Origin of the sequence: Dyella sp. A6, from assembly GCF_036320485.1 — a bacterium.
GTDB lineage: Bacteria > Pseudomonadota > Gammaproteobacteria > Xanthomonadales > Rhodanobacteraceae > Rhodanobacter_A > Rhodanobacter_A aluminiiresistens.
Genome location: NZ_CP132911.1, coordinates 988,149 through 1,013,045, shown reverse-complemented (window position 1 = coordinate 1,013,045; position 24,897 = coordinate 988,149). Strand labels below are relative to the sequence as shown.

Here is a 24,897-nt window from a genome sequence, read left to right as displayed (position 1 = left end):
GCCACCGGAAGTCACACTCCCTACGGGGCGTCGGGTGGCATCGCGACCACCTGCGCCTCCATCGCCTTGGACATTTCCATCAGCCGGCGCGCGTGCTCCTGCAGACGGCGATCCTCGTCGTTTCGCGGCACCCAAGCAGGCACTGGCGTCGGCTTGCCGTCCTGACGGTCCAGCGCCACGAACACCATCACGCAACTGGTCGCCAGACGCTTTTCGCCAGTGCGCAGATCGCTGGCGCGCACATCCACGGCCAGATGCATGCTGGAGGTACCCGTATTGATCAGACGGGCCCGCACCGTCACCAGGTCGCCAATCAGGATCGGCTTCACGAACTGGATCCCGCTGACCGAAGCGGTGACACAGTAGGCCCCGCTCCAGCCCACCGCGCAGGCGTAGCCCGCCTGGTCGATCCACTTCATCACCATGCCGCCATGGACCTTGCCGCCGAAATTGACGTCGGTCGGCTCGGCCAAGAACCGGAAAGTGACTTCGCTCTGCTGCCCGGGCATTCGTGACGCTCCCGCAAATGGAAACGCCAAGTATGCCGCCAATGACGTCCTTGCGGACAACCGCATGGCGTGGCTAGATGAGGGCAGGATGAAAGGGGGGGCGCAGCACATGAAAGGCTTGCGCAGTATCGCTTCACGCTTGGCGGCCTGGAGCCTGCTCGGTTCGGCACTGGTGGTCATGTCCACCGGGTGGATTCTGCTCGGACATCTTCGCCAAACCTGGCTGCGCTCGGCCCACCGCGAAGGGGGCACGCTGGCCCTGGCTGCCGCACACGGCATCGAAGCCCACTTGGCCCGTGCATCGGAGGCCACCCAACTGCTGGCACGCCTGGCACAGACGCACCCGGAGCTCGTCGCGCAACTGGCCAGAAGCACACTGCTGGCGGACAACGACATCGCCGGACTGGCGTTCACCTGGACCCCTGCCGATACCGCACACCCACCGCCCGCGCCGTTCATCGACCGCCTTGCCGATGGCGCATTGGCACAACGCGATCTCAGCCGCGATAGCGCCAAGCCCTACTGGAAGCAGCGCTGGTTCCAGACCGGATTGACCTGCACTGACGGCTGCTGGCAACGCCCCTTCTATTCGCTTTCGCGGCAGCAGCGACTGATCAACTATTCCGTAGCCATCCAGCAGAACGGGCAAAGTGTCGGCATCGTCAACGCCGACGTCACCCTGAGCTGGCTCGCAGGGGTTCTGGGCTCGCTCAAGCGCCCCGACGGTGCCGTGATGTTCGTGATCGGGCCCAGCGGACATTTTCTGGCCCATGACGGCATGACTCGGCAGGGCGAAACCGCCTCGCCCGGGTTGCTGTCCGCACTGGCAGTGACCAGTTCCAGCCCCGGTAGCGTGCCGGCAGACGTGGATCCCGCGATACGGGAACGTGCCTGGCTGTACCGAGCCAGCATCCAGGGTACGCACTGGACACTGGGCCTGCTGGTGCCGAAGTCCCTGCTGGAAAACAGCCTGCAACGACTGTTCCTGCATGTGCTGGCCTTGGGCCTGCTGGCCATGCTGGGCATCGCCGTGATCACACTGGTGGTGACCCGGCGCACGCTGGCCCCACTAACCATGCTGACCCTTCGCGCCGAGCATGTCGCGCGTGGCGATCTGGAGTTCACCCTGCCACGGATCAAACGTCCCGACGAGGTCGGCCGCCTGACCCACGCCTTCGACATGATGCGTCGCCAGCTGGCCAGGCACATCGCCAGCCTCACCGCGGCCACACGGGAACAGGAACGACTGCGCAGCGAGCTGGAAATCGCCCATCAGATCCAGGTCGCACTGCTGCCCAGCGAGCACTACCTGAGTGCGCGCACGCCCACGTTCGAGCTGCACGCCACGCTACGCCCGGCCCGCGCCGTGGGCGGTGACCTCTACAGCTACTTCATGCTCGATGCGCAGCACTTCTGTCTGATGGTCGGCGATGTTTCGGACAAGGGGATTCCAGCAGCACTGTTCATGGCCCGTGCGATCACGCTGGCCAAGGCACTCGCGCCACACACACGCCAACCCAGCCATTTACTGGAAGAGCTCAACCGCGAGCTGTGCCAAGGCAACGAAAGCTGCATGTTCATCACCCTGCTGTGCGGCGTGATCGACATTGCCAACGGCCGACTCACCTTTGCCAGCGCCGGCCACGAACCACCGATACTGTGCCGCGCCGGTAGCAGCCGCCTGTTCCAGGTGGAAACCGGCCCGGCGATCGGGCTGGACGAAGACGCCATCTACGGCGAACAGTCACTCACCCTGCGCAGCGGCGACACCCTGCTGATGTATACCGACGGCGTCACCGAGGCCAGCCGTGACGATGGCAGCATGTTCGGCATCGAACGCGCCCTGGATAGCCTGGTCCGCAAGCCACTGCCGGCCGACCCGGCTGCGTTCACGTCGCGCCTGCTGTCCGATGTCGACGCCTTCGCGGCTGGCTGCGACCAGGCCGATGACATCACGATCCTGGCCCTGAACTGGAGCGATGGCGACATGGAGGAGTTCTCGATGCTTGATCTCACCCTCGAGCCCACCACCGAACAGGTTTTCGCGGCACTGGACCGTTGCGAGACCCTGCTGGACGACGCAGGCGTTCCGCCCGGCACGCGCGAGGATGTCCGGCTGGTGCTCGAGGAACTGATGGTGAACATGGCCCAGCACGGCCATGCCGGTGGCGACGGCAGCATCCAGCTTCGCCTGCGGACCGACGCCGATGCAGTGCTTGCCGAACTGCACGACGACGGTACGCCATTCGACCCGCTGCAGGCCCCAGCCCCCAACCTCACCGGCGACATCGCCGACCCGGACCAGGTCGGCGGCCTGGGCATCCATCTGGTGCGTGCCATGGCCAGCGACCTGAGCTACCACCACGACCACAGCGGCAATCACCTGCAACTGCGCTTCATCTATCCCGACCCGAAGGAAGTGACGACATGACGATCGAACTGCGCGCGGAACGTCCCTCGCCCGCCCGGCTGGTCCTGCATCTGAATGGACGGCTCGACGCTGTCACCTACCTGGACTTCGATACCACCGTCCTGCCGATGATGGGCGAGCTGCCGCAAGGCGTCACGGTAGTGCTCGACCTCGCCGGCCTGGACTACATCAGCAGCGCCGGTCTGCGCAGCGTGGCGCGCGTACGCAAGGCCACGCGCGCCCTGCACGGACACACCCTGCTGCTCGATCCGCAACCGCAGGTGCGCAAGGTGTTCGACATCGTCAAGGCGGTGCCGGTAAGCGAGGTGTTCGCCAGCACGGCGGAACTCGATGCCTATCTCGACCGCATCCAGCAGCGGATGATCGAAGGCAACGGCGAGTAACCCCTCGCCGCGCAAACGGTTATCAGACGTTGAACAGGAAGTGCAGGACGTCGCCGTCCTTCACCACGTAGTCCTTGCCTTCCTTGCGCAGGCGTCCGGCCGAAGCGGCACCCGCCTCACCCTTGTACTGGACGAAATCGTCGAAACCGACCGTCTCGGCACGGATGAAGCCCTTCTCGAAATCGGTATGGATCACGCCGGCCGCCTGCGGTGCGGTGAAGCCGCGCTTGATCGTCCAAGCGCGCACTTCCTTCACGCCCGCGGTGAAGTAGGTCTGCAGGTTGAGCAGCTTGTAGCCGGCACGGATGACCCGGTTCAGGCCTGGCTCGTCCAGGCCCAGGTCATGCAGGAATTCGTCGCGGTCGGCGTCATCGAGCTGAGCAAGCTCCTCTTCGATCGAAGCGCAGACCGGCACCACCTCGGCGCCCTCGGCGGCCGCGCGGGCACGCACGGCATCAAGGTGCGGGTTATTCTCGAAGCCTTCCTCGTTGACGTTGGCGATATACATCAGCGGCTTCAGGGTCAGCAGGAACAGGTCGCGCACCAGCGCCTTTTCCTCGTCATCGAGGCCAAGACTGCGCGCGGTACGCCCCTCGTTCAGACCCGCGGCAAGCTTCTGCAGCACCGGCTTCTTCGCCAGCGCATCCTTGTCGTTGGCCTTGGCCGCGCGCTCGGCGCGATTCAGTGCCTTTTCCACCGAATCCAGGTCGGCCAGGGCCAGCTCGGTATCGATGGTCTCGATGTCGGCCACCGGGTCCACCTTGCCCGCAACGTGCACGATGTCGCCGTGCTCGAAGCAGCGCACCACATGGGCGATCGCATCCACCTCGCGGATATGCGCCAGGAACTTGTTGCCCAGCCCCTCGCCCTTCGAAGCACCTGCCACCAGTCCCGCGATGTCAACGAACTCGACCGCGGTCGGAATGACCTTCTGCGGGTTGACGATGTCGGACAGCGCCTGCAGGCGAGGATCGGGCACCGGCACCACACCCACGTTCGGTTCGATCGTGCAGAACGGGAAATTGGCGGCCGCGATGCCGGCCTTGGTCAGCGCATTGAACAGCGTGGACTTGCCGACGTTAGGCAGGCCGACGATGCCGCATTTGATGCCCATGGGAAACTCCGAAACAGAAAACCGGGAAGAAGGAACGGGCAGACCGGGAGATCGCGGAGCGGCGCAACCCAGGTCGGGCGCACACGCCCGGCACTACCCCCTGGCCGTTCCCGCCGTGTGTAGCTGCTGCATCGCCTTGTCGAACTGACCTGCCACCGCCAGCGGCAGCGCATCCAGTGCACGGCCGATGCCGTCAATGATCGCATCCTCGTCCTGCACCGACGGTCGCCCCAGCACCCAGGGCGTCACCTTGTCGCGATGTCCGGGATGGCCAATGCCGACGCGCAGGCGATGGAACTTGCCGTGCCCCAGGTGGGCCATGATGTCGCGCAGACCGTTCTGGCCGCCGTGGCCGCCATCGAACTTCATCCGCACGGTGCCGGCGGGAAGATCCAGGTCGTCGTGCGCGACTAGGCATTCCTCCGGCGTGATCTTGTAATAGCGCAGCGCGGAAACCACCGCGATGCCGCTCTTGTTCATGAACGTGGCTGGCTTGAGCAGCCACAGCGATTCGCCACCGACCCGCACCCTGCAGGACTCGCCGTGCAGCTTGCCGTCGAAGCTCCAGCGTTCGCCCTGCTCCGAGGCCAGCGCGTCCACAAACCAGAACCCGGCATTGTGCCGGGTCCGGAGATATTCGGCGCCGGGATTGCCCAGGCCGACAATGAGTCGAAGCCCCGCCATACGGTACACAACGTGCGGCCCGCACCCCATCGGGATGCGGGCCGCCGCAGCTTACTTCTTGGACTCGTCGGCAGGCTTGGCCTCGCCCTCGGCGCCCTCGGCCGCCGGTGCGTCCTCGACCTCTTCCTGCACGGCATTGGCGGTGACCACCGCGACATCGTGGCCAGCCAGGTGCAGCGCCGGGATCTCCACGCTGGCCGGCAGCTTGAGCTGCGACAGGTGAATGATCTCGCCCGGCTTCAGCGCGGCCAGGTCGACCTCGATGAACTCGGGCAGGTCCTTCGGCAGGCAGGAGACTTCCACTTCGGTCAGGTTGTGCGAAACCACCACGCCGGAGGTCTTGCCGGCCGGCGACTTCTCCTGGTTCAGGAAGTGCAGCGGCACGCTGACGCGGATCGCATGGGTCTCGTCGATGCGCAGGAAGTCCATGTGCATCATCAGCTGCTTGAACGGATGCTTCTGCCAGTCACGCACCAGCACCTTCTGCACCTTGCCGTCGACGTTCAGGTCGAGCACGGACGAGAAGAACCACTCGTGCTTGGCGGCGAGCAGCACGGTGTTGTGCTCGATCTGGATGCTTTCCGGCGGCTGGCCGGCACCGTACACCACGGCCGGCACAAAGCCCGCGTGACGCAGGCGGCGGCTCGCACCTTTCCCCTCGTCCTTGCGGCTCTGGGCCTTGATTTCATGAGTCTGGGACATTTCGGTTACTACCTAGGTTAATGAACCGCCTCGCGGCGGCTGTTCGACTTTCCCGCGACCAGGAAAGCCGTGGTGCCGCGACGACCGGAGCCGCCGCGACGGAAAACTCAATCCACGTACAGCGAGCTCACCGACTCGCCGAAGGCGATGCGGCGGATCGTTTCGGCCAGCAGCTCAGCCACCGAGAGCTGGCGGATCTTCGCGCACGCCTGTGCCTCGGGGCGCAGCGGCAGCGTGTTGGTGACCACCAGCTGGTCGAGCTGCGAGCCTTCGATATTGCTGATTGCCGCACCCGACAGCACCGGATGCACGCAGTAGGCGATGACCTTGCGCGCACCGCGCTCCTTCAGTGCCGCGGCGGCCGCGCACAGCGTGCCGGCGGTATCGACGATGTCGTCCACCATCACGCAGGTCTTGCCATCCACGTCGCCGATGATGTTCATCACCGTCGCCACGTTGGCCTTCGGCCGGCGCTTGTCGATGATCGCGAGGTCGGCATCGTCCAGTCGCTTGGCGATGGCACGCGCGCGCACCACGCCGCCGACGTCGGGACTGACCACGATCAGGTCGTCCAGCGAGAAGTGCCGCCAGATGTCCGCCAGCAGCAGCGGCGAGGCATAGACGTTATCCACCGGAATGTCGAAGAAGCCCTGGATCTGGTCGGCATGCAGGTCGACCGTGAGCACGCGGTCCACGCCTGCCGTGCTGACCATCCTTGCCACCATCTTGGCGGTGATCGGCACACGCGCCGAGCGCGGGCGACGATCCTGCCGGGCGTAGCCGAAATACGGCATCACCGCGGTCACGCTGGTCGCCGAGGCGCGCTTGAGCGCATCCACCAGGGTCAGCAGCTCGAACAGGTTTTCCGCGCTAGGGGCGCCGGTCGGCTGCAGCACGAAGACTTCCTGGCGGCGCACGTTCTCCTCGATCTCGATCTGCACCTCGCCATCGCTGAAGCGGCCCACCAAGGCCTTGCCCAGCGGGATGCCGAGCCGCTGGGCCACGTCCTCGGCCAGCGCGCGGTGGGCGTTGCCGGTGAACAGCATCGGAGCGGACGTATCCACAATGACTTCCTCTGGAGCAGATTTGGAGTGAACTGGCTGGGGCGGCAGGATTCGAACCTGCGAATGCCGGGATCAAAACCCGGTGCCTTACCGCTTGGCGACGCCCCAATGTGAACGCATTTCCGCTTCCGGCTCAGGCCGCCGCACGATGCCTGGCAAGCGCGTCGTACAACGGGGAAAGCCCCACGCCTGCAGCCACCCACGCATCGAACCGTACCGGACAGCGCCGGACGACCGCCTCCGCGCGCTCGCGCGAGGCGAACTCCAGGAACACGCAACCGCCGCTGCCGGAAAGCCGTGGGCGGCCGAAAGCGCCAAGCCAGTCCAGCGCAGCCGCCACCCGGGGATGACGCGCACGCACGACTGGCTCGAAGACGTTTTCCGCCGTTTCGCCAGAAGCAAAGGACGAAATTGTCGCTGCCGGTGCATTTCGTGTCAATTCAGACGCTTGAAAAAGCGCCGCGGTCGGCACGTGTTCGCGTGGATCGAGCACCGCATACCAGCGCCGCGGCAGGTCGATCGGCTGCAGCCGATCGCCGATACCTTCGGCCCAGGCCGAGCGCCCGCGCACGAACACCGGCACGTCGGCGCCCAGTTCGGCACCCAGTGCCGCCAGCGCATCCTCGTCCAGCCCGGCATGCCACAGCTGGTTGAGGCCGACCAGCACGCTGGCCGCGTCCGAGCTGCCGCCACCCAGGCCGCCGCCCATCGGGATGCGCTTGACCACCTCGATCTCGGCTCCGGCCGTGACGCCAGCCCGCTCGCGCAGCAGGCGCGCGGCACGCACGGTCAAATCGTCCGACTCGGCAACTCCGAGCACTTCGGTCACGCGCCTGATCTGGCCGTCGCCGCCCACCCGCAGGCGCAGCTCGTCGCCGCGATCGAGCAGGCGGAACACGGTCTGCAGCTCATGGTAGCCATCGGCGCGGCGACCGGTAATGCGCAGGAACAGGTTCAGCTTGGCCGGCGCCGGCCAGCGGGTCCAGCCCTCCGGCGACAGCCCCAGTCGGCGCCGCATGTAGACCCGCAGATCCATCGGAAAACCGCGCTCGCGGTCGTGCCGGTCGTGCTCCGCCAACGCCGGCGTGTACTGCCGCGGCGGCACCACCTCGAAGCCGTGCCGCGCATAGAACGGGGCATTCCAGGCCACATCCGACAAGGTGCCCAGATTGATCGCCGGATAGCCGGACTCAGCCGCCCAGGCACAGGCATGTTCCAGCAGACGGGCACCGACACCCTGGCATCCGCACTCGGGGCGCACGTCGATCTCGGCGATGGTGGCCTCGCCATCCTCGACCCCCACGCCGACGTAGCCCATCTCGTGACCGGCACCATCCAGCGCCACCCACACGCGTCCACGACCGATCGCATCGGCCAGCACATCGGCATCGCTGGGCGTGGAGGCCGCATAGGCGCGCCAGGCCGGGTGGCCGCGGAACATTTCCAGCGCCGCCAGCTCGATGTCGCGCAGCGCATCGAGCTGATCGGGCCGGGCGGAAACAATGGTGCAGATCATGCGCTGGGAACCGGTCCGTAAGGTGTCCGTCATCGCGACAGAGAGGGCCAAGGCGATTGGCCAGGGCGGGCTGCGCAGTCTAGCGGATGCTCCAGCTTTCCACCGCCAGGCGCACCTTGTATGGCGGCTTGGACGCGAAAATGGTGGTCGGCAGCGGCGGCTGACGCTGGCTGTCCCAGGCACGGTAGTCCACCGTCCAGCCGTCCTGCTGCAGCAGCGAGGGCAGATGGTTGTCGCCGAAGCGCAAGCTGGCCGGACCACTGTCCGCGCGCAGACCCAGCACCCACGCGCGCAGGTCACGCAACGGCACCGTCCAGCCCAGCGCGGCCTGCATCAGGGTCTCGGCGTCGGGACCGTGCAGCGGTCCGCCACGCACCCCATTGAGAGTGGCACCGTCCGGACCGCCGACCAGGCGGAAATCGACACCGCTCAGTGCCGGCCCCTGCAACTCGAAGGCATAGCGGTCGCCATCCTGGGTCCAGGTCAGGCTGCCGCTGCCGCCGTGATGACCGTCGGATACGCCAAGACGCCCCCGCAAGGTCCAGTGGGTCACCGCCGCCAACTGCTTTTCGCGCGCCTGCTGCTGCGCCAGCATGGCCGCATTGCCCGGCAGCCGCACCAGCTGACGCGGCGCACAGGCGACCAGCAGCAGCAGCGGCAGCGCCGCGATCGACCACCGCCATGCGCGCCTCATGGATGCAGCCGCCGCAGCGCGCTCTGCAGGGTAGCGTTGTGCGGATCGAGCTTGTGCGCCTCGTCGAACAGCTTGTGTGCCTGCTGGCGATGTCCCTGCTTCCACAGCACTTCGCCAAGATGCGCCGCGATGTCCGGGTTGTGGCTGGCCTGCCACGCGCCACGCAGCACCTGGGCCGCCTGATCCAGATGGCCGAGTCGATATTGCAGCCAGCCCCACGAGTCGGCGATCGACGGATCATGCGGCTTGGCCGCACGCGCCACCTCGATCAGCCTTGTCGCCTCGGGCAGGTCGCGGTCGGCATCGGCCAGGGTGAAGCCCAGGGCGTTGCTGGCGTCCACGTCGCCCGGTTTGATCTTCAGCAGGTGGCGGAAGTCGGCGACCGCCTGATCGATCTTGCCCGCTTCGGCATAGGCCAGGCCGCGTCCATACAGCAGACCCGGATCGTCCGGCACCACCTGCAGCGCATGGCTGAAGGCGTCGATGGCCTGGGTGTAGCGCTGCTCGCGCATATACAGGTCGGCATCCACCTCGTAGGCCTGGCGCAGCTCGGGCGGGTCGTCGAGGTAGTCCACCTGCATCTGCGCGAGTCGGTCGTGCGCCTGCGCCGACTTGCCCTGGGCCTGCAGCAGCACGGCGCTGCGCAGGTCGGCGTCGAATGCATGCGGATCGCTGTCGGCCACCTGGTCATACCATTTCAGGGCAGCATCCGGATGTCCCAGCGCTTCGGCAAGCTGGCCGAGCAGGTAGGCCCCGTGGATCCGTTGTTCGTCCGGTGCGTGGCTGAGCTGGTCGTAGACCCGCGCCAGTGCGGCGGAGTCATGCGCGCGCGCCGCCAGTCCGGCACGCATGGCATAGGTAGCCGTGTCCTGTGGACCATCCTCGAGCACGCGGGCCGCGTGTGCCGCATCGCCGTTGTGCTGCAGCAGGCTAGCGTAGGCCAGGCGCAGTCGAATGTTCTTCGGGTCCTTCGCGCGGGCCTTTCCGAAGAGCGTCATGGCCTGCTTGCGATCGCCGGCCTTGAACGCCAGCTGTGCCGCCCAGGCATAGGTTTCCGCCGTGTGGAAGCGCTTCACCGCCGCATCGGCGATCTGCCGCGCATAGGCATGCCGCCCCAACTGGTCGCCCATCTCGCTCATCGCCAGCCATGCCTTGGGGTCGGCCGGCAGACGCGCCGGCGTGGCCAGCGCCACCAGCAGCCGGCCGGCGGCGGCGGGATCGCGGCTACCGAGCAGCACCCGGCCGAAATCGCGCCAGGCATCCTTGTCGCCGCTGGCGGTAAGCAGCTCGAGCTGATGCTGCGCTTCGGCGGTTCGCCCCTCGCCCAGTGCCAGCTGGGCACGCATCTGCGCCAGCGGCGCCGGCTTCGCACCAAGTGCCTGCCAGCGGTCCAGTGCGCGCCGCGCGCCGGCGTCGTCATGCACGGCGACAGCCAGTGCCGCGGCCTGCTCGGCCACGCTCGGGTCGCTGGTAAGCAGCATGGCCTTGCCGTAGGCCTGTGCAGCCGCCTTGAGATCGGTGCGCGCCAGCGCCATCTCGCCAGCCAGGAGCTGCTCGGTCAGGTTATGGGCGTCATCGGGCGTCGCCACGGTAAGGTGCGCCAGCGGCTGCTGCGCCGGCAGTGTCGCGGGTGCCGGCCGTACCGGTGGCAGCGAGGCGCAACCGGCCACCCCCAGCAACACCAGGCCACTCGCCGCAAAATGCCGCAGTTGCTTGAACTTATAACCACCGCTCAGCACACTATTCACTCATCCATCCGTCGGTTTCGGCCTTGTCGGCCCCATCATAAAGTCTACGCTGCCGGATGCCCGCCGCCTTGAATTCCCTCACGCCATGCCGCTGATCGCCCTCGGGCTCAACCACCTTACCGCGCCGGTCGGCCTGCGCGAACTGGTGGCGTTCGACAGCGGCGATACCAGCCAGGCGCTGGACGAACTGGCCCACGAGCCGGGCGTGGAAGAGGCGATGATCCTGTCCACCTGCAACCGCACCGAGCTGTACGTCAGCGTGGCGGATGGGGCGGAACAGGTTCCTGGCGACTGGCTCAACCGGCATCACCATCTGACCCCGGGCAAACTGGACGAGTTCCTTTACCAGCACCGCGAGGACGACGCCGTCCGCCACATGTTCCGCGTCGCCACCGGACTGGACTCGATGGTGCTGGGCGAACCGCAGATCCTCGGTCAGGTGAAGGGCGCTTACCAGACAGCGCGCAGCGCCCACGCGCTGAAGGCACCGATGGACCGGTTGCTGCAGCACACCTTCGCGGTCGCCAAACGTGTGCGTACCGACACCCGCATCGGCGCGCATACCGTGTCGGTGGCGTTCACCGCGGTGCGCCTGGCCGAACAGGTCTTCACCGAACTGGAGCAGGCCTGCGTGCTGCTGATCGGTGCCGGCGACACCATCGAGCTGGCCGCACGCCACCTGGTCGACAAACAGGTACGCCGGCTGATCGTGGCCAACCGCACGCTGGAGAACGCGCAGGAATTGGCCAGCCGGCATGGCGGCTACGCGATATCCCTGCACGACCTGCCGCAGCACCTGGCCGAGGCCGACATCGTGATTGCCTCGACCGCCTCGCGGCAGCCGGTGCTGACCCGGGCAATGGTCGAGCAGGCCGTGGCCGCGCGCCGCCGCCGCCCGATGTTCCTGGTCGACATTGCGGTACCGCGCGATATCGAGCCTGCGGTCGGCGAACTGAACGACGTGTTCCTGTATGGCATCGACGACCTGCGCCAGGTGATCGACGAGAACCGTCGTTCGCGCGAGGCCGCGGCGCGCGAGGCCGATGCCATCATCGACCTGCAGGTGGAGCGCTACATGGCCTGGCGCCGCGCGCTCACCCTGAAAAACCCTGCGCTGGACCTGCGCCAGCATGCCGAACGCTACCGTGATGAAGTGCTGGCCAAGGCGCAGGCGATGATCGCTCGCGGCAAGCCGGCCGACGAAGCCCTGGCCTTTCTCGCCAACACGCTCACCAACAAATTGCTGCATCACCCCAGCGCCCGCCTGCGCGAAGCGGCACTGGGCGGCGACCTCGACCTGCTGCACGCGGCCGAACGCCTGTACGGACTGGACAGCGAGGCCGAGTCGAAGGACGCATAGCGAGGGCGGCTGGCTGCCGCTACCGGATCCGTCGCGGCCAGCCGCCGCCCCGCCTCCTTCCCGCATCGCCCCGACCATGACGCCTTCCATCCGACGCAAGCTCGAAACCCTCGCCGAACGCCACGAAGAAGTCGGCCTGCTGCTGGGCCAACCCGACGTACTGGCCGACAACACCCGCTTCCGCGAGCTATCGCGCGAATACGCCCAGCTGGAACCCGTCGCCGGCGCCTTGCGCGAGCAGGCCCTGGCGGAGCAGGAGCTGGCCGATGCCCGCGCCATGCTGGACGACCCCGAGCTTGGCGAGATGGCCGCCGACGACGTGGCCCGGCTGCAGGCGCAGCTGGCAGCACTGGACGAGCGCATGCAGATCCTGCTGCTGCCGGTCGACCCGCGCGACGAGGCCAACCTGTTCCTCGAAGTGCGCGCCGGCACCGGCGGCGACGAAGCGGCGCTGTTCGCCGGCGACCTGTTCCGCATGTACGCACGCTATGCCGAGCGCCGGCACTGGCACGTGGAGATCCTCAGCGAGAACCCCGGCGAACATGGCGGCTACAAGGAGATCGTGGCGCGCATCGAAGGCAAGGGCGCGTTTTCGCGCCTGAAGTTCGAGTCCGGCGCGCACTGCGTCAAACGCGTGCCGGCCACCGAGTCGCAGGGCCGCATCCATACGTCCACCGCCACGGTAGCAGTGCTGCCGGAATTGGACGAGATCGACGACATCGAGATCAACCCGGCCGACCTCAAGATCGACACCTTCCGCGCCTCCGGCGCCGGCGGCCAGCACGTCAACAAGACCGACTCCGCCATCCGCATCACCCACCTGCCCAGTGGCACCGTGGTGGAGTGCCAGGACGAACGCAGCCAGCACAAGAACCGCGCCCGCGCGATGAGCCTGCTGAAGGCCCGCCTGCTCGACGAGGCGCAGTCAAAACAGGCCGCCGCGCAGGCACAGGAGCGTCGACTTCAGGTAGGCTCGGGCGACCGCAGCCAGCGTATCCGCACCTACCGCTACAAGGATAACCTCGTGACCGACCATCGGGTGGGGTTGAACCTGCACCGCTTGCCGGAAATCATGGAAGGCGACCTGGACGAACTGATCAACGCCCTGGTGCGGGAACACCAGGCTGACGAGCTGAAATCGCTGGCCGGCAGCTGATGCCGGCGACCTCCGACGAACACTCGCCCATGAGCATCGCCGCCCCCACCGACATCAACCAGGCCCTGCAGCGGATGGTCACGTTGCTGGAGGCGGGTGACCATGCCGGCGCGGAACGCTTCGCCTCGCTGGCACGGCGACAATTCCCGGTGGCGCACGAACTGATCCGGCTGCACGCGATCGCGCTGACCCATTGCCAACGCATCGACGAAGCACGCATGGCACTGAACCGTGCCGCCGAACTGGCGCCACAGAGCGTCGAGATCCAGTGCAACCTCGCCTCGCTGTCCGTCCAGCAGGGCCAGCCCGATGCGGCGATCGAACGTTTGCGTGCCACGCTGCGCAACCATCCCGGTCACCCCGCAGTACTGCATGGCCTGGGCACCGCATTAATGTTTGCCGTCCGCTTCGAACAGGCCCGCGAGGCTTTTGCGATGGCCACCCACGGCGCCCCCGAACATCCCGGCCTGCGCGTCAATCTGGCGGCCGCCGAGCTTGAACTCGGCCACTACACACAAGCTGAGAAACATGCGCGCGAGGCGCTGCAGTTGCATCCCCGCATGCCCCCGGCCCATGCCTTGCTTGCGCATGCCCTGCGCGCCCAGCGCAGACCACGCGCGGCCGCCGATGCCTGGCTGCAGGCCGAACGCCTGGCACCGGGCAATCCGGAGTATCCCTACGAAGCCGGCCTGATGCTGGACGAATCCGGCGACCTGCCGAGTGCCATGGCCGCGTGGCGACGCGCACTCAAGGCCGCCCCGAACCTCACCCCGGCCTTGAGCCAGCTGTTGTTCGCGCACCGGCGCTGCTGCGACTGGCATGACATCGACCGCCTGGCCGCACAGGTGCACAAGGCGGTCAGTGACCGACGCGCAGGCATCGGCCCATTCGCCTTTCTGGCGGAGGACGGCAATGCCGCCACGCAAGCCCTCTGTGCAACGACCCATGCCGCGCACGTCGAGCGGAGCAACGCGCGGCGTCGCCAGCAGCTCGGCCTGGGTTATCCCGCGCCCGAAGTCGGCACGGCGATCCGCACCGGCTTCGTCGCCGACGGCTTTGGCGAACATGCCACCGGGCTGCTGCTGATCGCGCTGGTCGAGGCGCTTGCCGGCAACGGCCTGGATGTCCACCTGTTCGCCACCACCGCCGACGACGGCGGCCCGATCCGCCAACGCCTCGCGGCGGCGGCCACCCTGCACGACATCAGCGGACTGACCGCGATGCAGGCCGCTCGCCGCATCAACGACGCGCGGATCGAAGTGTTGTTCGACCTCAACGGCTACTGCGGACACGACAACGCCGAGCTGCTGTCGCTGCGCCCAGCTGCCGTGCAGGTCAACTGGCTAGCCTACCCGGGTACGTCGGGCGCGCCATGGATGGACTACCTGCTGGCCGACAGCGTCGTCGTACCCGACACTATGCGCCAGCACATCAGCGAGAAGCTGGTCCGCCTGCCGCGCTGCTTCCAGCCGAACGACCCGACCCGCCCGCTACCCGAAGCACCTCCACGCGTCGCCTGTGGCCTGCCCGAAAGCCATACCGTATTCGCCTGCTTCAACAACAGCTACAAGCTCAATCCCGCCGCGTTTGCCCGCTTCATGCTGATCCTGCAGCAGGTGCCGGACAGCGTGCTATGGCTCATGCAGGGGCCGGACGGCAGTGTGGAGCGCTTGCGCAAGGCAGCCGCAGCACTAGACATGGACCCCGCGCGGCTGGTGTTCCTGCCCCGCCTGCCGCATGCCGACTACCTGGCGCACTACGCCCACGTGGATCTATTTCTCGACACCCTGCCCTACAACGCGCACACCACCGCGTCGGACGCACTGTGGACCGGTTGCCCGGTGCTCACCCTGCGCGGCGACACCTTTGCCGGCCGCGTGGCGGCCAGCCTGCTGCAGCACCTGGGACTGCCCGAGCTGATCACCGACGACGAGGAAAGCTTCATCGCCACCGCCGTGCAGCTGGGCAACAACCGGCTGGCGCGGACCGCCTTGCGGCACTACCTGTCACAACAGCGCAAGGCCAGCCCGCTGTTCGACATGCAGGGCTTCGCAGCGGACTTCCAGCGTGCCGTGCGGTGGATGAGCGCCCGTTACCGTATCGGACGTCCGCCGGCCGACCACGACTTCTGAGGCCACCCGGTCAGAACGTGCGGAAACCGAGAGCCTGTGGCGCTTCAGCCGGCTCACGCGCAACTGCCGTCACCGTCGCGGCCGGCGGTCCCTGCCACAGCCAGTGCTCCAGTGCATCGAGCGCTGCCGCTTCGCCGCTCGCCAGCACTTCCACCCGACCGTCGGCAAGATTGCGCGCGTAGCCGGTCAGACTCAGTGCGCGCGCCTGTTCGCACGTACTCGCGCGATAGAACACGCCCTGCACCCGGCCACTGACGAAGAAGCGCGCAGCCTGGGTCATCTGGAGGCTTTGATCGCCGCTTCCAGGATGTGGCCGTCGACCGGGCCGATGAAGCGCTTGGCCACGGTGCCATCCGGTGCGATCAGGTAAGTGGTCGGCAGGCCGAGCGGTGGGTCGAAATCCTTCGGCGACTTGTCCAGCGTCACCTGCGCCACCGGATAGCTGACCGGGTGCTTGGCGACGAAGGTGCGGATCTTGGCCAGCGGGCTGTCGTCATAGGCCAGGCCGATGGCGCGCACCGCCGGGTGCGAGGTCACGAACGACGAAATATCAGGCATCTCCTTGATGCATGGTACGCACCAGGTCGCCCAGAAATTCACGATCACCCAGTGCCCGCGCTGCGCGGCAAGACTCCAGTTGGCGCCCTTCAGCGTGGTCACCTTCAGCGAGGGATGCAGCGGCATGGCCGCGAACGACGGTGCCGCGGCGAAGAACGCGAATACGGCCAGGGCCGATGCTTTGTACCACTTCATCAGACAGACTCCTCGACGGAATGCGGTGAACAGCCGGCAGGATAGGCCTGATCCAGCCGCGCGCCCAGCGTTTCACGCAGCGTCTGGGCCAGCTCTTCCAGCAGCGCCAGCAACGGAGCCGGCAGATCGAGCTCGAGGGCAGCCGCCTCCTTGGCCGGCTCCAGCGGCAACCGATAGTCGCAGTAGTTGTAGACATGCAGCAGGTCCACGCCATCCAGACTGCGCGACAGCAGCCAGCCGCCGGACTCGCTGCGCTGGATCAGCCCGGCCCGCTGCAGCACGTCGAAACAGGCCACCACGTTCGTACCGTGCAGGCCCGGCTCGATCAGCTGCACTTGCGCCGGATCGGTGCTGCGCCCCGCCCGCTGTGCCGCCACGAAATGCCACAGCACGGTGAGCAGCCCCAGGAATTCGGCATCCCGCGGCAGTGCCTTCGCCGCCGGGCGGTATTCGAACGAGGCGATCGACGCCGCGATCGACGCGCCCAGGATCACGATGACCCAGGACAGGTAGATCCACAGCAGGAAGATCGGCAGCACCGCCAGTGCCTTGCCGTAGATCTGCTGGTAGGTATGCCCGCTCTGCACGAACAGCCGGAAGCCCCAGCGTGCGACTTCGAAAAGTATCGCGCCGAGCAACGCGCCGATCGACGCTTCACGATACGGCACGCGCCGGTTCGGCACGACCGCGTACAGCAGCCACAGCGTCACGAAGGTCGCCGCGAACGGCAGTATGCGCAACACCATGCCGCCGATGCCGAGCTGGCTGACGGTCTCGTGCAACAGCGGCAGCGCGGTCACGTACGAACTGGCCACCAGCCCACCCACCACCAGGATCGGGCCCAGCGTCAGCGCTGCCCAGTACAACAGCAGCCGCGAGCCCCAGCGGCGCGGGCAACTGACCCGCCAGATCCGGTTGAGCCGGTCCTCGATGCTCACCATCATCGAGATCGCGCTGAACAGCATCAGCAGGATGCTGATGCCGGTGAGCTGGCTGGCATTGCTGGCGAATGCCTGCAGCGCGGTCTGCACATGCTCGCCAGCCGCTGGCACGAAGTTCTTGAAGACGTAATTCAGCAAGGTGTCGCGCGCGCCGGCAAATACCGGAAATACCGAGAACATCGCCAGGCCAGCCACCATCAACGGCACCAGCGACACCAGCGTGGTGTAGGACAGCGCACCCGCCGTCTCGAAGCATTTGTCGTCCAGAAACCGGCGCCACAGGTAGCGGCCAAGGCTCTGGACACGATCGCGGTTGAAACGCTGGGACATGGTTCGGGTCGGCACCATCGCGGATGTCGACCGGTACACTAGCGCATCGCCCATGAATGTTCCTGCCGCATGAACGACATCCTGGTCCTGTATTACAGCCGTACCGGCCACACCGCGCAGCTGGCTCGCCTGATCGCGCGCGGCGTCGAGGAAATCCCCGGCATGCGTGCACGCCTGCGCCAGGTGCCGCCGGTGGCCCCGGTGACCGAAGTGGCACATCCGCCCGAACCCGAAGACGGCGCGCCCTACGTCACCCGACAGGACCTGCAGGAGTGCAGCGGACTGGCCCTGGGCAGCCCGACCCGCTTCGGCAACATGGCCGCGCCACTCAAATACTTCCTGGACAGCACTGGCGCCGAGTGGGCCAGCGGCACGCTGGTCGGCAAACCGGCCGCGCTCTTCACCTCCAGCAGCACCCAGCATGGCGGGCAGGAATCGACGCTGCTCAGCATGGCGCTGCCGCTGCTCCACCACGGCATGCTGCTGCTCGGCCTGCCCTTCACCGAAGCAGCACTCAGCGCCACGCGTAGCGGCGGCACACCCTACGGCGCCAGCCATGTCGCTGGCGGCAAGGGCGAAAACGCGATCAGCGAACACGAACGCGAACTGGCCCGCGCACTCGGACGACGCCTGGCGGAAACCGCGCACAAGCTCGACCCGGCCGCATGAGCACGACCCGCGTCGGCCTCGTCGACCGCACCGGCCTGGTTGCCTGGGCAGGACTCGCCCTGCTGCAGTTGGCGTGGTACGTGTGGCTGTTTCCGCCGCAGCATGTGCCGGTCTGGCTGGCCCTGGCCATCACCGTAGTTCCGCTGCTGCTGCCACTGACCGCACTGCCAAACCTCCGTCGCGCACTGTTGTGGGCCGGTATCCTCAGCCTGTTCTACTTCTGCCACGGCGTCGCCGAAGCCTGGAGCGCTCCGCACGAGCGCATACCGGCGTTGCTCGAAGTGGCGCTCACGCTGCTGCTGATCGGGTCGCTGGGCGCCGGGGTCCGCCGCGCACGTCATTGAAATGCCCCATCGCCGTTGATCGAGCCCGGAGGCCGCATGTCCCGCCCAACCGCACTGCTGAAGGCTGCCGACATCGCCGCCATGAAGGCCGTCGCCCGGCCCCATCCGCTGAACCCGAACGCATTGCGCCTGCGCAAGTCGCTGGGCAGCGCCACCGGACTCAGCCAGCTCGGCGTGCACCTGATCGAAATCCCGCCCGGTCGCGACTCCAGCGAATACCATCGCCACCTGTACGAGGAAGAATTCGTCTACGTACTGCAGGGACAGGGTACGGCGCTGATCGACGAGGTCACTCATGCGGTGGCGGCCGGCGACTTCCTGGGCTTTGCCCGCGACGGTGTCGCGCACGTGCTGACCAATACTGGCGATGCGCCGCTGGTGTTGCTGGTCGCCGGACAGCATCTGGCACAGGACATCTGCGATTACCCGCACCGGCGCAAGCGCCTGTACATGCATGACGAACACGGCGACCTGGTGGATTTCGACGCCATCGAACCCGACTGAGCGCGGCCTTGACGCTTCACGCCAGGCACAACTCCGGCGTGCCTATACTGCGGCACCGTTCGTCAGGAGCCACCGATGGAATTCCTGCAAGCCGCGCCGCAGCTGTCGCACCCGTACCGCAGCGACCGGCTGCTGCAGGCCCTGCTCGACCGCGTGTTGCCGGCCGGGCGCAGGGCCGCGCTGGATGCCGACCTGGATGTACTCGGCGACTACGCCGTGATGGCCTGGCAGCGGGCCTGCTCGACCACCCGCCGCAAGCCGGTGCTGACCCGCTGGGATGCCTGGGGCCGTCGCGTCGACCGGGTCGAACTGACCACCGCCTGGCAGGAAGGCCCGGTGATCACCACCGGACATGCGGTGCTTGCCGCCGGCCATGAAGATCACGAATACGGGCGGCTGGAAGCCTTCGCCCGCGTCTATCTCTATCACGTCGCCAGCGAGTTCTATACCTGCCCGCTGGCGATGACCGACGGTGCCGCGACCGCGCTGAAAGCCTCCGGCAACCGTGCATTGATCGAGCGCGCCCTGCCGCACTTCCTGAGCCGCGATCCGGCCACGTTCTGGCTGAGCGGACAATGGATGACCGAGACTGCCGGCGGCTCCGACGTCGGCAACACCGAAACCGTCGCGCGGCAGGACCCCGAAGGCCAGTGGCGCCTGTACGGCCGCAAATGGTTCAGCTCCGCCGTGGTCGGCGAGGCCGCGCTTGCACTGGCCCGACCCGAGGGCGCGGGCAACGGCGCGGGCGCACTGGCGCTGTTCTATGTCGAGACCATGGACGATACCCAGCGCAAGCCGGAACTGGTCATCGACCGCCTCAAGGACAAGCTCGGCACGCACGAGCTGCCCACCGCCGAAATCCATCTCGAAGGCCTGCCCGCCTGGCCGCTCGGCGAACTGGCGCACGGCGTGCGGCAGGTGGCACCGATGCTCAACGTGACGCGTAGCTGGAACGCCGTCTGCGCCGTGGCCAGCATGGCTCGCGCGATCAGGCTTGCGCGCGACTATGCGACGCGTCGACAGGCGTTCGGACACACGCTGATCGACCACCCGCTGCATGCGCGCACGCTGGCCGACATGCAGGCCAGCTTCGAGGCGGCGTTCGCACTGTCGTTCGAGGTCGCGCACTTGCTCGGCCGGGTCGAACACGGCGCCGCAGCCGTGCACGAGGCCGCCCTGCTGCGCCTGCTTACGCCACTGGCCAAGCTGTGGACCGGCAAGCTGGCCGTGGCCACCTGTTCCGAGGCGCTGGAATGCTTCGGCGGTGCCGGCTACATCGAGGACACCGGCCTGCCCCAGCTGTTGCGCGACGCGCAGGTCTATGCGATCTGGGAGGGCACCACCAATGTACTGTCGCTGGACACCCTGCGCGCGCTGGCCGGCGACGGCCCGGATGCCCTGCGCACCGCGGTGACGGGCTGGCTGAAGGACAGCGACGACATGCACGCGGCCAGCGTGATCCACCAGACCCTGGAGGCCGCCGCACGCTGGCTAGACCACAACAGCGGTACCCGCGAGACACTGGAGGCCGGCGCCCGCGGTCTGGCTTTCACCCTGGCACGTTGCGCCGCGGCAGCGCTGCTGGCGCGACAGGCGACCTGGGCCAGCGCCCGTGGCGACCGGCGTCCTGCCAGTGCCCTGCGCCGTTTCGTCGGCCTGGGACTGGACCGGCTGGTGCTGCCGGATGCCGGCGACACCCGCCTGCTGCTGGACTGAGCCGGTCATGCAGCGCCCCGGCCAGCCATCGCTGGGGTCTGCCGGCATGGCGGGCTAGAATGCACGCTTTCCCCTTCAACGCGATCCCCAGCCATGCAGCACCTGTCCATCGTCACCACCGGCGGCACCATCGACAAGATCTACTTCGACGACAAGTCGGACTACAAGATCGGCGCGCCGCAGATCGGCGAAATCCTCGGCCAGCTCGGCGTGGCATTCCAGTTCGACGTGATCCCGATCCTGCGCAAGGACAGCCTGCATGTCACCGACGAGGACCGCGCGCTGATCCGCTCCACCATCGAGGCGCAGCCGCATAGCCACGTGCTGGTGACCCACGGTACCGACACCATGGTGGAAACCGCCAAGGTGCTGGCCGGCATTCCCGGCAAGGTGATCGTGCTGACCGGCGCGCTGAATCCGGCGCGTTTCCAGGGCTCGGACGCGGTGTTCAACATTGGCTGCGCGGTGGCCGCGGTGCAGACCCTGCCCGAGGGCGTCTACATCGCCATGAACGGCCGCGTGTGGGATCCGGCGAAGGTGCGCAAGAACCGGGCGGAAAACCGGTTTGAGGAAGTACGGGGCTGAAAACAGCAGGCAACAGTCATGTCTCTGGACATCGAAGAAGCCATCCGTGCGCAAGTTGAAGGCCGGCGCCTATCAGGCGTCACGTTCGCCATGGACTATGTCCAGCTTCAATTTGATCCGCCGCCAACCATCAATGCGCTTACGCCAATCTCTGTTCGATCTGAAAGTGGAACCGCAATCTCAGGCGAAGTGCAGTTTCGCAATTTGCTCTGCGAGCAAATTGCGAAAACGGTCATCTCTGTTGAACTTCATCCTGCCGAATCACTTGTACTCACCTTCGAGGATTCGTCCACCATCGCTCTCTCATTGCGACCAGAGCATTACGTGTGCCCCGAGGCAATCAATGTCTATGGCTCCAATCACTTCTTCCTTGTCGTCTGACTAAAAACGCAAGCAGAAATGCAGAGTGCAATTTCTGGAACGCACTCCAGCTTCACTACCCGCAAGACTGGCCCCTTATCCCAGCCCTCTCTCCGGAGGGGAGAGAGGAAAAGGCGTCACAGCATGCCGGTTTCCAGCTTGGCCGCGTCCGACATCATCGAATGGTTCCACGGCGGGTCGAACACCAGGTCGATGTCGGCCTCCGACACCGTGGGAATCAGCTCGATCTTGGTGCGCACATCGTCGACCAGGATGTCGCCCATGCCGCAACCCGGTGCGGTCAGGGTGAGCTTGACGTAGACCTTGCGGCCGTTCGCGTCGTCGTGTTCCAGGCTGACGTCGTAGACCAGGCCCAGCTCCACCACGTTGATCGGAATCTCCGGGTCGAACACGGTACGCAGCTGGTCCCACACCAGCCGTTCGACGTCGGCGTCACTGGCATCGGCCGGCAGTTCCAGCGGTGCGGGCGGCTCCTTGCCCAGCGCATCGGCGTCATTGCCGGCAATGCGGAACAGGTTGCCTTCCACGTACACGGTGAAGCTGCCGCCCAGTGCCTGGGTGATATAGCCGACCTGGCCCGCCGGCAGGGTCACGCTTTCGCCCTGCGGCACCATGACCGCCGTGCAATCACGCTCAAGGGTGAAAGGTTCGCTGCTCAGACTGAAACCGCTCATGCCATCCTGCCGATCGTCGGGAAACGGGCCTCGCGTTGCGGCGGCCCGGCTGTCTATTATGCCGGGCGCCGTCGCGGCCCGTCTGCCTCAAGATCGGGTCGGAAGCGGCAGCCTCAAGGGTCGGCTGCGCCGATCCGGCTAATATGACCGCTTTGCCCGAGGGAACCCGCATGCCCGCCACGCCCGCCCAACACCTCGCCCGGCCATGAGCCTGCGCAACCTGATCGGCACGATCTTCAGCGTCTTCTGTGCGGCCATGCTCGGACTGGCCGCCGGTGCGGTCTGGATGCTGTTCGCCGTCTGGCAGGGCCGGACGATGCCATGGCTGGCACTGCCGGCCGGTTGGCTGCTGGCCGTGGCGATACGGCACTGGGTCTGCCCCGGCCAACGCATGACCGCCGCCGCCCTGGCCGCCGCGGCGACCCTGCTGGCCGCGCTCTATCTCAGCCTGCTGATCGCCGCCGCGCGGATTGCCGGCGGCCTGGGTATCGGCCTGATGGATGCGTTGCGCACCGCCGGACCGGGCATGCTGCTGATGCTGGCCAGGCTCGGCACCTCGACCACGGCCACCGCCTGGTTCCTGGTCGGCGCCGTGCTGGCCGCACTTGCCGCGATGCGCCAGCCGCGTCCGCGCAAGTCCGGCGGCGCGGACGCGCTCAGCCGTCCACAGCCTTGAGCTGGGTCACCAGCTCGCTGGCGGCAGCCTGGCCGTCGCCGTACAGCATGCGGGTGTTGTCGGCGTAGAACAGCGCGTTCTCGATGCCGGCGAAGCCGGTCCCCTTGCCACGCTTGACCACGATGACGTTCTTCGCACCGGCCACGTCCAGGATCGGCATGCCGTAGATCGGCGACGCCGGATCGGTCTTGGCCATCGGATTCACCACGTCGTTGGCACCGATCACCAGGGCCACGTCGGTGGTGGGAAATTCGGGGTTGATGTCGTCCATGTCGGCGATCAGGTCGTACGGAACGCCGGCCTCCGCCAGCAGCACGTTCATGTGGCCGGGCATGCGCCCTGCCACCGGGTGGATCGCGAACTTCACCTTCACCCCGCGCTCGATCAGCAGCCTGGCGAATTCCCATACCTTGTGCTGCGCCTGGGCCACCGCCATGCCGTAGCCGGGCACGATCACCACGCGTTCGGCATAGGCCATCATCACCGCGGCGTCGCCAGCCTCGACCGGCTTCTGCGCTCCCTCGATGGCCTGCCCCGCACCACTGGCCGCCGCACCAAAGCTGCCGAACAGCACGTTGCCCAGCGAACGGTTCATCGCCCGGGCCATCAACTGGGTGAGCAGGGTGCCCGCCGCCCCCACCACCATGCCGGCGATGATCATCGCCTCGTTGCCCAGCACGAAACCCTCGAACGCCACGGCCAGGCCGGTGAACGCGTTGTACAGCGAGATCACCACCGGCATGTCGGCGCCGCCGATCGGCAGCGTCATCATCAGCCCGAACAGCAGGGAGAACACGAAGAAGCCCGCGATCACCGGCAAGGTCAGGTCGCCACCGACCAGCAGCGCGCCATGCAGCAGTGCCAGCAGCAGGATCAGCAGGTTGACCGCACGCTGCCCCGGGAACACGAAACGCCGGTCCATCCAGCCCTGCAGCTTGGCGAACGCGATCAGCGAACCGGAGAAGCTCACCGAACCGATCAAGGCACCCAGCACGCCCAGCACCACCTCCACCGGCGACAACGGGGACACGGCCGCCAGCGTCGCCAGCGCAGGACGCGCGTGGGCGACCAGCTCGACCCCTCCGATCGCCGCTGCCGCGCCGCCGCCCATGCCGTTGTAAAGCGCCACCATCTGCGGCATCGCGGTCATCGCCACGCGGCGCCCGCTCCACCAGGCCGCGGCCACGCCGATCAGCACGGCGGCAAGGATCAAACCGCGATGCTGCATGCCGGGCAGCGCGAACGTGGCCAGCACCGCGACCAGCATGCCCACGCCGGCCCACACGATGCCGCCACGCGCGGTGCGCGGCGAACTCATGCGCTTCAGACCGAGGATGAACAGCAGTGCGGCGAGGAAATAGCAGGCCCGGATCAACGTCGGCAGCCAGCTCATGCCTTGTCCCCCGGCTTGCGGCTGGACTTGAACATCTCGAGCATGCGTTCGGTCACCACATAGCCGCCGGCCGCGTTGCCGGCCCCCAGCAGCACCGCCACGAAACCCAGCCCCATCTCGAACGGCGTACGCGCGTGCCCAAGGGCTATCATGGCGCCGACCAGCACGATGCCATGCACGAAGTTCGAGCCGGACATCAGCGGTGTGTGCAAAATGACCGGCACACGCGAGATGATCTCGTAGCCGGTGAACGCAGCCAGCATGAAGATATACAGCGCCAGGAACCCGTCGAGCATGTGCTTCCCCCGCGACTTCGCCGTTTCCACTGCATCATACGGTACTTGGCGTGTCCTGATCAGCCGGGACGCCCGGCGCCGGTCCGATACAGACAATACCGCTACCGGCATCGGCTTGCGCGTGGCACGGTCAACCGCTGCG

At 67.0% G+C, this 24,897-nt stretch carries 26 protein-coding genes and 1 tRNA gene; 12 read left to right on the top strand and 15 right to left on the bottom strand.

Features of this window, described 5'->3' with window-relative positions; genetic code table 11:
- Positions 1 to 20 precede the first annotated feature (20 nt).
- Positions 21 to 509 (bottom strand): acyl-CoA thioesterase, encoded by a 489-nt coding sequence (locus RA164_RS04280; protein WP_329742736.1) that lies wholly within the window; start codon positions 507 to 509, stop codon positions 21 to 23.
- A gap of 109 nt (positions 510 to 618) precedes the next feature.
- On the opposite strand from RA164_RS04280, the gene RA164_RS04275 reads away from it, so the two are divergent.
- Both RA164_RS04275 and RA164_RS04270 read left to right on the top strand, forming a co-directional pair.
- Positions 619 to 2,940, top strand: a complete 2,322-nt coding sequence (locus RA164_RS04275; protein WP_329742735.1) for a SpoIIE family protein phosphatase — start codon at positions 619 to 621, stop codon at positions 2,938 to 2,940.
- Entirely contained in the window at positions 2,937 to 3,323 is a 387-nt protein-coding gene (locus RA164_RS04270) for an STAS domain-containing protein (protein WP_329742734.1), read from the top strand. The genes RA164_RS04275 and RA164_RS04270 overlap by 4 nt, the downstream gene beginning before the upstream one ends.
- Positions 3,324 to 3,345: 22 nt before the next feature.
- On the opposite strand, the gene ychF is transcribed toward RA164_RS04270, so the two are convergent.
- The 8 genes from ychF to RA164_RS04230 form a co-directional block, all read right to left on the bottom strand.
- Positions 3,346 to 4,437, bottom strand: coding sequence for a redox-regulated ATPase YchF (ychF, locus tag RA164_RS04265; protein WP_329742733.1), 1,092 nt, complete (start codon positions 4,435 to 4,437; stop codon positions 3,346 to 3,348).
- Positions 4,438 to 4,530: 93 nt separating this feature from the next.
- On the bottom strand, positions 4,531 to 5,121 hold the full coding sequence (gene pth, locus RA164_RS04260; RefSeq protein ID WP_329742732.1) for an aminoacyl-tRNA hydrolase: 591 nt from the start codon (positions 5,119 to 5,121) through the stop codon (positions 4,531 to 4,533).
- Positions 5,122 to 5,172: 51 nt separating this feature from the next.
- A complete protein-coding gene (locus RA164_RS04255) occupies positions 5,173 to 5,823 on the bottom strand; it encodes a 50S ribosomal protein L25/general stress protein Ctc (RefSeq protein WP_329742731.1) in 651 nt (216 codons plus the stop codon).
- A 107-nt stretch (positions 5,824 to 5,930) separates the two neighbouring features.
- Positions 5,931 to 6,887 carry a ribose-phosphate diphosphokinase gene (locus RA164_RS04250; protein ID WP_329742730.1) on the bottom strand — a complete coding sequence of 319 codons (957 nt, stop codon included), beginning with the start codon at positions 6,885 to 6,887 and terminating at the stop codon, positions 5,931 to 5,933.
- A 33-nt stretch (positions 6,888 to 6,920) separates the two neighbouring features.
- Positions 6,921 to 6,995 (bottom strand) — tRNA-Gln (locus RA164_RS04245).
- 25 nt (positions 6,996 to 7,020) lie between these two features.
- Entirely contained in the window at positions 7,021 to 8,403 is a 1,383-nt protein-coding gene (ispE, locus tag RA164_RS04240) for a 4-(cytidine 5'-diphospho)-2-C-methyl-D-erythritol kinase (protein WP_329742729.1), read from the bottom strand.
- A gap of 79 nt (positions 8,404 to 8,482) precedes the next feature.
- A complete protein-coding gene (lolB, locus tag RA164_RS04235; RefSeq protein ID WP_329742728.1) occupies positions 8,483 to 9,097 on the bottom strand; it encodes a lipoprotein insertase outer membrane protein LolB in 615 nt (204 codons plus the stop codon).
- On the bottom strand, positions 9,094 to 10,836 hold the full coding sequence (locus RA164_RS04230; protein WP_329743478.1) for a tetratricopeptide repeat protein: 1,743 nt from the start codon (positions 10,834 to 10,836) through the stop codon (positions 9,094 to 9,096). Before RA164_RS04230 ends, lolB begins: the two co-directional genes overlap by 4 nt.
- A gap of 94 nt (positions 10,837 to 10,930) precedes the next feature.
- On the opposite strand from RA164_RS04230, the gene hemA reads away from it, so the two are divergent.
- The 3 genes from hemA (at position 10,931) to RA164_RS04215 (ending at position 15,493) form a co-directional block, all read left to right on the top strand.
- Positions 10,931 to 12,205 carry a glutamyl-tRNA reductase gene (gene hemA, locus RA164_RS04225; RefSeq protein ID WP_329742727.1) on the top strand — a complete coding sequence of 425 codons (1,275 nt, stop codon included), beginning with the start codon at positions 10,931 to 10,933 and terminating at the stop codon, positions 12,203 to 12,205.
- Between the two features lie 76 nt (positions 12,206 to 12,281).
- The gene (prfA, locus tag RA164_RS04220) at positions 12,282 to 13,361 is read left to right on the top strand and encodes a peptide chain release factor 1 (protein ID WP_329742726.1); all 1,080 of its coding nucleotides are present in this window, start codon (positions 12,282 to 12,284) and stop codon (positions 13,359 to 13,361) included.
- A gap of 29 nt (positions 13,362 to 13,390) precedes the next feature.
- The gene (locus RA164_RS04215; RefSeq protein ID WP_329742725.1) at positions 13,391 to 15,493 is read left to right on the top strand and encodes an O-linked N-acetylglucosamine transferase, SPINDLY family protein; all 2,103 of its coding nucleotides are present in this window, start codon (positions 13,391 to 13,393) and stop codon (positions 15,491 to 15,493) included.
- A 10-nt stretch (positions 15,494 to 15,503) separates the two neighbouring features.
- On the opposite strand, the gene RA164_RS04210 is transcribed toward RA164_RS04215, so the two are convergent.
- Genes RA164_RS04210 through RA164_RS04200 form a run of 3 tightly spaced genes read right to left on the bottom strand, consistent with a single transcriptional unit; the run spans position 15,504 to position 17,517 of the window.
- Positions 15,504 to 15,773, bottom strand: coding sequence for an acylphosphatase (locus RA164_RS04210; RefSeq protein ID WP_329742724.1), 270 nt, complete (start codon positions 15,771 to 15,773; stop codon positions 15,504 to 15,506).
- Positions 15,770 to 16,246 carry a TlpA family protein disulfide reductase gene (locus RA164_RS04205; RefSeq protein ID WP_329742723.1) on the bottom strand — a complete coding sequence of 159 codons (477 nt, stop codon included), beginning with the start codon at positions 16,244 to 16,246 and terminating at the stop codon, positions 15,770 to 15,772. Before RA164_RS04205 ends, RA164_RS04210 begins: the two co-directional genes overlap by 4 nt.
- On the bottom strand, positions 16,246 to 17,517 hold the full coding sequence (locus RA164_RS04200) for a YihY family inner membrane protein (RefSeq protein ID WP_329742722.1): 1,272 nt from the start codon (positions 17,515 to 17,517) through the stop codon (positions 16,246 to 16,248). Before RA164_RS04200 ends, RA164_RS04205 begins: the two co-directional genes overlap by 1 nt.
- Positions 17,518 to 17,586: 69 nt before the next feature.
- Here RA164_RS04200 and wrbA point away from each other — a divergent pair, with 69 nt between their 5' ends.
- The 6 genes from wrbA to RA164_RS04170 all read left to right on the top strand — a co-directional run bounded on the left by wrbA (position 17,587) and on the right by RA164_RS04170 (position 21,716).
- Positions 17,587 to 18,186, top strand: coding sequence for an NAD(P)H:quinone oxidoreductase (gene wrbA / locus RA164_RS04195; RefSeq protein ID WP_329742721.1), 600 nt, complete (start codon positions 17,587 to 17,589; stop codon positions 18,184 to 18,186).
- Positions 18,183 to 18,530, top strand: a complete 348-nt coding sequence (locus RA164_RS04190) for a DUF2069 domain-containing protein (RefSeq protein ID WP_329742720.1) — start codon at positions 18,183 to 18,185, stop codon at positions 18,528 to 18,530. Before wrbA ends, RA164_RS04190 begins: the two co-directional genes overlap by 4 nt.
- A 36-nt stretch (positions 18,531 to 18,566) precedes the next feature.
- Positions 18,567 to 19,034: a cupin domain-containing protein gene (locus tag RA164_RS04185; RefSeq protein WP_329742719.1), complete on the top strand. Its 468-nt coding sequence runs from the start codon at positions 18,567 to 18,569 to the stop codon at positions 19,032 to 19,034.
- Positions 19,035 to 19,109: 75 nt separating this feature from the next.
- Positions 19,110 to 20,750 carry an acyl-CoA dehydrogenase family protein gene (locus tag RA164_RS04180; protein ID WP_329742718.1) on the top strand — a complete coding sequence of 547 codons (1,641 nt, stop codon included), beginning with the start codon at positions 19,110 to 19,112 and terminating at the stop codon, positions 20,748 to 20,750.
- A 93-nt stretch (positions 20,751 to 20,843) separates the two neighbouring features.
- Positions 20,844 to 21,335: an asparaginase domain-containing protein gene (locus RA164_RS04175; protein WP_329742717.1), complete on the top strand. Its 492-nt coding sequence runs from the start codon at positions 20,844 to 20,846 to the stop codon at positions 21,333 to 21,335.
- 18 nt (positions 21,336 to 21,353) lie between these two features.
- A complete protein-coding gene (locus RA164_RS04170) occupies positions 21,354 to 21,716 on the top strand; it encodes a hypothetical protein (RefSeq protein ID WP_329742716.1) in 363 nt (120 codons plus the stop codon).
- A gap of 116 nt (positions 21,717 to 21,832) precedes the next feature.
- Here RA164_RS04170 and sufT read toward each other — a convergent pair whose 3' ends face one another.
- Positions 21,833 to 22,390, bottom strand: a complete 558-nt coding sequence (gene sufT, locus RA164_RS04165) for a putative Fe-S cluster assembly protein SufT (RefSeq protein ID WP_329742715.1) — start codon at positions 22,388 to 22,390, stop codon at positions 21,833 to 21,835.
- Positions 22,391 to 22,595: 205 nt separating this feature from the next.
- Here sufT and RA164_RS04160 point away from each other — a divergent pair, with 205 nt between their 5' ends.
- Positions 22,596 to 23,066 (top strand): hypothetical protein, encoded by a 471-nt coding sequence (locus RA164_RS04160; RefSeq protein ID WP_329742714.1) that lies wholly within the window; start codon positions 22,596 to 22,598, stop codon positions 23,064 to 23,066.
- On the opposite strand, the gene RA164_RS04155 is transcribed toward RA164_RS04160, so the two are convergent.
- The gene (locus RA164_RS04155; RefSeq protein ID WP_329742713.1) at positions 23,047 to 24,459 is read right to left on the bottom strand and encodes an NAD(P)(+) transhydrogenase (Re/Si-specific) subunit beta; all 1,413 of its coding nucleotides are present in this window, start codon (positions 24,457 to 24,459) and stop codon (positions 23,047 to 23,049) included. The genes RA164_RS04160 and RA164_RS04155 overlap by 20 nt on opposite strands.
- Complete coding sequence (locus RA164_RS04150) at positions 24,456 to 24,755, bottom strand: NAD(P) transhydrogenase subunit alpha part 2 (RefSeq protein ID WP_329742712.1); 300 nt, start codon at positions 24,753 to 24,755, stop codon at positions 24,456 to 24,458. The genes RA164_RS04155 and RA164_RS04150 overlap by 4 nt, the downstream gene beginning before the upstream one ends.
- Between the last annotated feature and the right edge of the window lie 142 nt (positions 24,756 to 24,897).

What these genes read in the sequence shown, in the direction of transcription:
- RA164_RS04280 (WP_329742736.1), bottom strand. Translation starts at nt 509, where the DNA reads ATGCCCGGGCAGCAGAGCGAAGTCACTTTCCGGTTCTTGGCCGAGCCG.
- RA164_RS04275 (WP_329742735.1), top strand. Translation starts at nt 619, where the DNA reads ATGAAAGGCTTGCGCAGTATCGCTTCACGCTTGGCGGCCTGGAGCCTG.
- RA164_RS04270 (WP_329742734.1), top strand. Translation starts at nt 2,937, where the DNA reads ATGACGATCGAACTGCGCGCGGAACGTCCCTCGCCCGCCCGGCTGGTC.
- ychF (WP_329742733.1), bottom strand. Translation starts at nt 4,437, where the DNA reads ATGGGCATCAAATGCGGCATCGTCGGCCTGCCTAACGTCGGCAAGTCC.
- pth (WP_329742732.1), bottom strand. Translation starts at nt 5,121, where the DNA reads ATGGCGGGGCTTCGACTCATTGTCGGCCTGGGCAATCCCGGCGCCGAA.
- RA164_RS04255 (WP_329742731.1), bottom strand. Translation starts at nt 5,823, where the DNA reads ATGTCCCAGACTCATGAAATCAAGGCCCAGAGCCGCAAGGACGAGGGG.
- ispE (WP_329742729.1), bottom strand. Translation starts at nt 8,403, where the DNA reads ATGATCTGCACCATTGTTTCCGCCCGGCCCGATCAGCTCGATGCGCTG.
- lolB (WP_329742728.1), bottom strand. Translation starts at nt 9,097, where the DNA reads ATGAGGCGCGCATGGCGGTGGTCGATCGCGGCGCTGCCGCTGCTGCTG.
- hemA (WP_329742727.1), top strand. Translation starts at nt 10,931, where the DNA reads ATGCCGCTGATCGCCCTCGGGCTCAACCACCTTACCGCGCCGGTCGGC.
- prfA (WP_329742726.1), top strand. Translation starts at nt 12,282, where the DNA reads ATGACGCCTTCCATCCGACGCAAGCTCGAAACCCTCGCCGAACGCCAC.
- RA164_RS04215 (WP_329742725.1), top strand. Translation starts at nt 13,391, where the DNA reads ATGAGCATCGCCGCCCCCACCGACATCAACCAGGCCCTGCAGCGGATG.
- RA164_RS04210 (WP_329742724.1), bottom strand. Translation starts at nt 15,773, where the DNA reads ATGACCCAGGCTGCGCGCTTCTTCGTCAGTGGCCGGGTGCAGGGCGTG.
- RA164_RS04205 (WP_329742723.1), bottom strand. Translation starts at nt 16,246, where the DNA reads ATGAAGTGGTACAAAGCATCGGCCCTGGCCGTATTCGCGTTCTTCGCC.
- RA164_RS04200 (WP_329742722.1), bottom strand. Translation starts at nt 17,517, where the DNA reads ATGTCCCAGCGTTTCAACCGCGATCGTGTCCAGAGCCTTGGCCGCTAC.
- wrbA (WP_329742721.1), top strand. Translation starts at nt 17,587, where the DNA reads ATGAACGACATCCTGGTCCTGTATTACAGCCGTACCGGCCACACCGCG.
- RA164_RS04190 (WP_329742720.1), top strand. Translation starts at nt 18,183, where the DNA reads ATGAGCACGACCCGCGTCGGCCTCGTCGACCGCACCGGCCTGGTTGCC.
- RA164_RS04185 (WP_329742719.1), top strand. Translation starts at nt 18,567, where the DNA reads ATGTCCCGCCCAACCGCACTGCTGAAGGCTGCCGACATCGCCGCCATG.
- RA164_RS04180 (WP_329742718.1), top strand. Translation starts at nt 19,110, where the DNA reads ATGGAATTCCTGCAAGCCGCGCCGCAGCTGTCGCACCCGTACCGCAGC.
- RA164_RS04175 (WP_329742717.1), top strand. Translation starts at nt 20,844, where the DNA reads ATGCAGCACCTGTCCATCGTCACCACCGGCGGCACCATCGACAAGATC.
- RA164_RS04170 (WP_329742716.1), top strand. Translation starts at nt 21,354, where the DNA reads ATGTCTCTGGACATCGAAGAAGCCATCCGTGCGCAAGTTGAAGGCCGG.
- sufT (WP_329742715.1), bottom strand. Translation starts at nt 22,390, where the DNA reads ATGAGCGGTTTCAGTCTGAGCAGCGAACCTTTCACCCTTGAGCGTGAT.
- RA164_RS04160 (WP_329742714.1), top strand. Translation starts at nt 22,596, where the DNA reads ATGAGCCTGCGCAACCTGATCGGCACGATCTTCAGCGTCTTCTGTGCG.
- RA164_RS04155 (WP_329742713.1), bottom strand. Translation starts at nt 24,459, where the DNA reads ATGAGCTGGCTGCCGACGTTGATCCGGGCCTGCTATTTCCTCGCCGCA.
- RA164_RS04150 (WP_329742712.1), bottom strand. Translation starts at nt 24,755, where the DNA reads ATGCTCGACGGGTTCCTGGCGCTGTATATCTTCATGCTGGCTGCGTTC.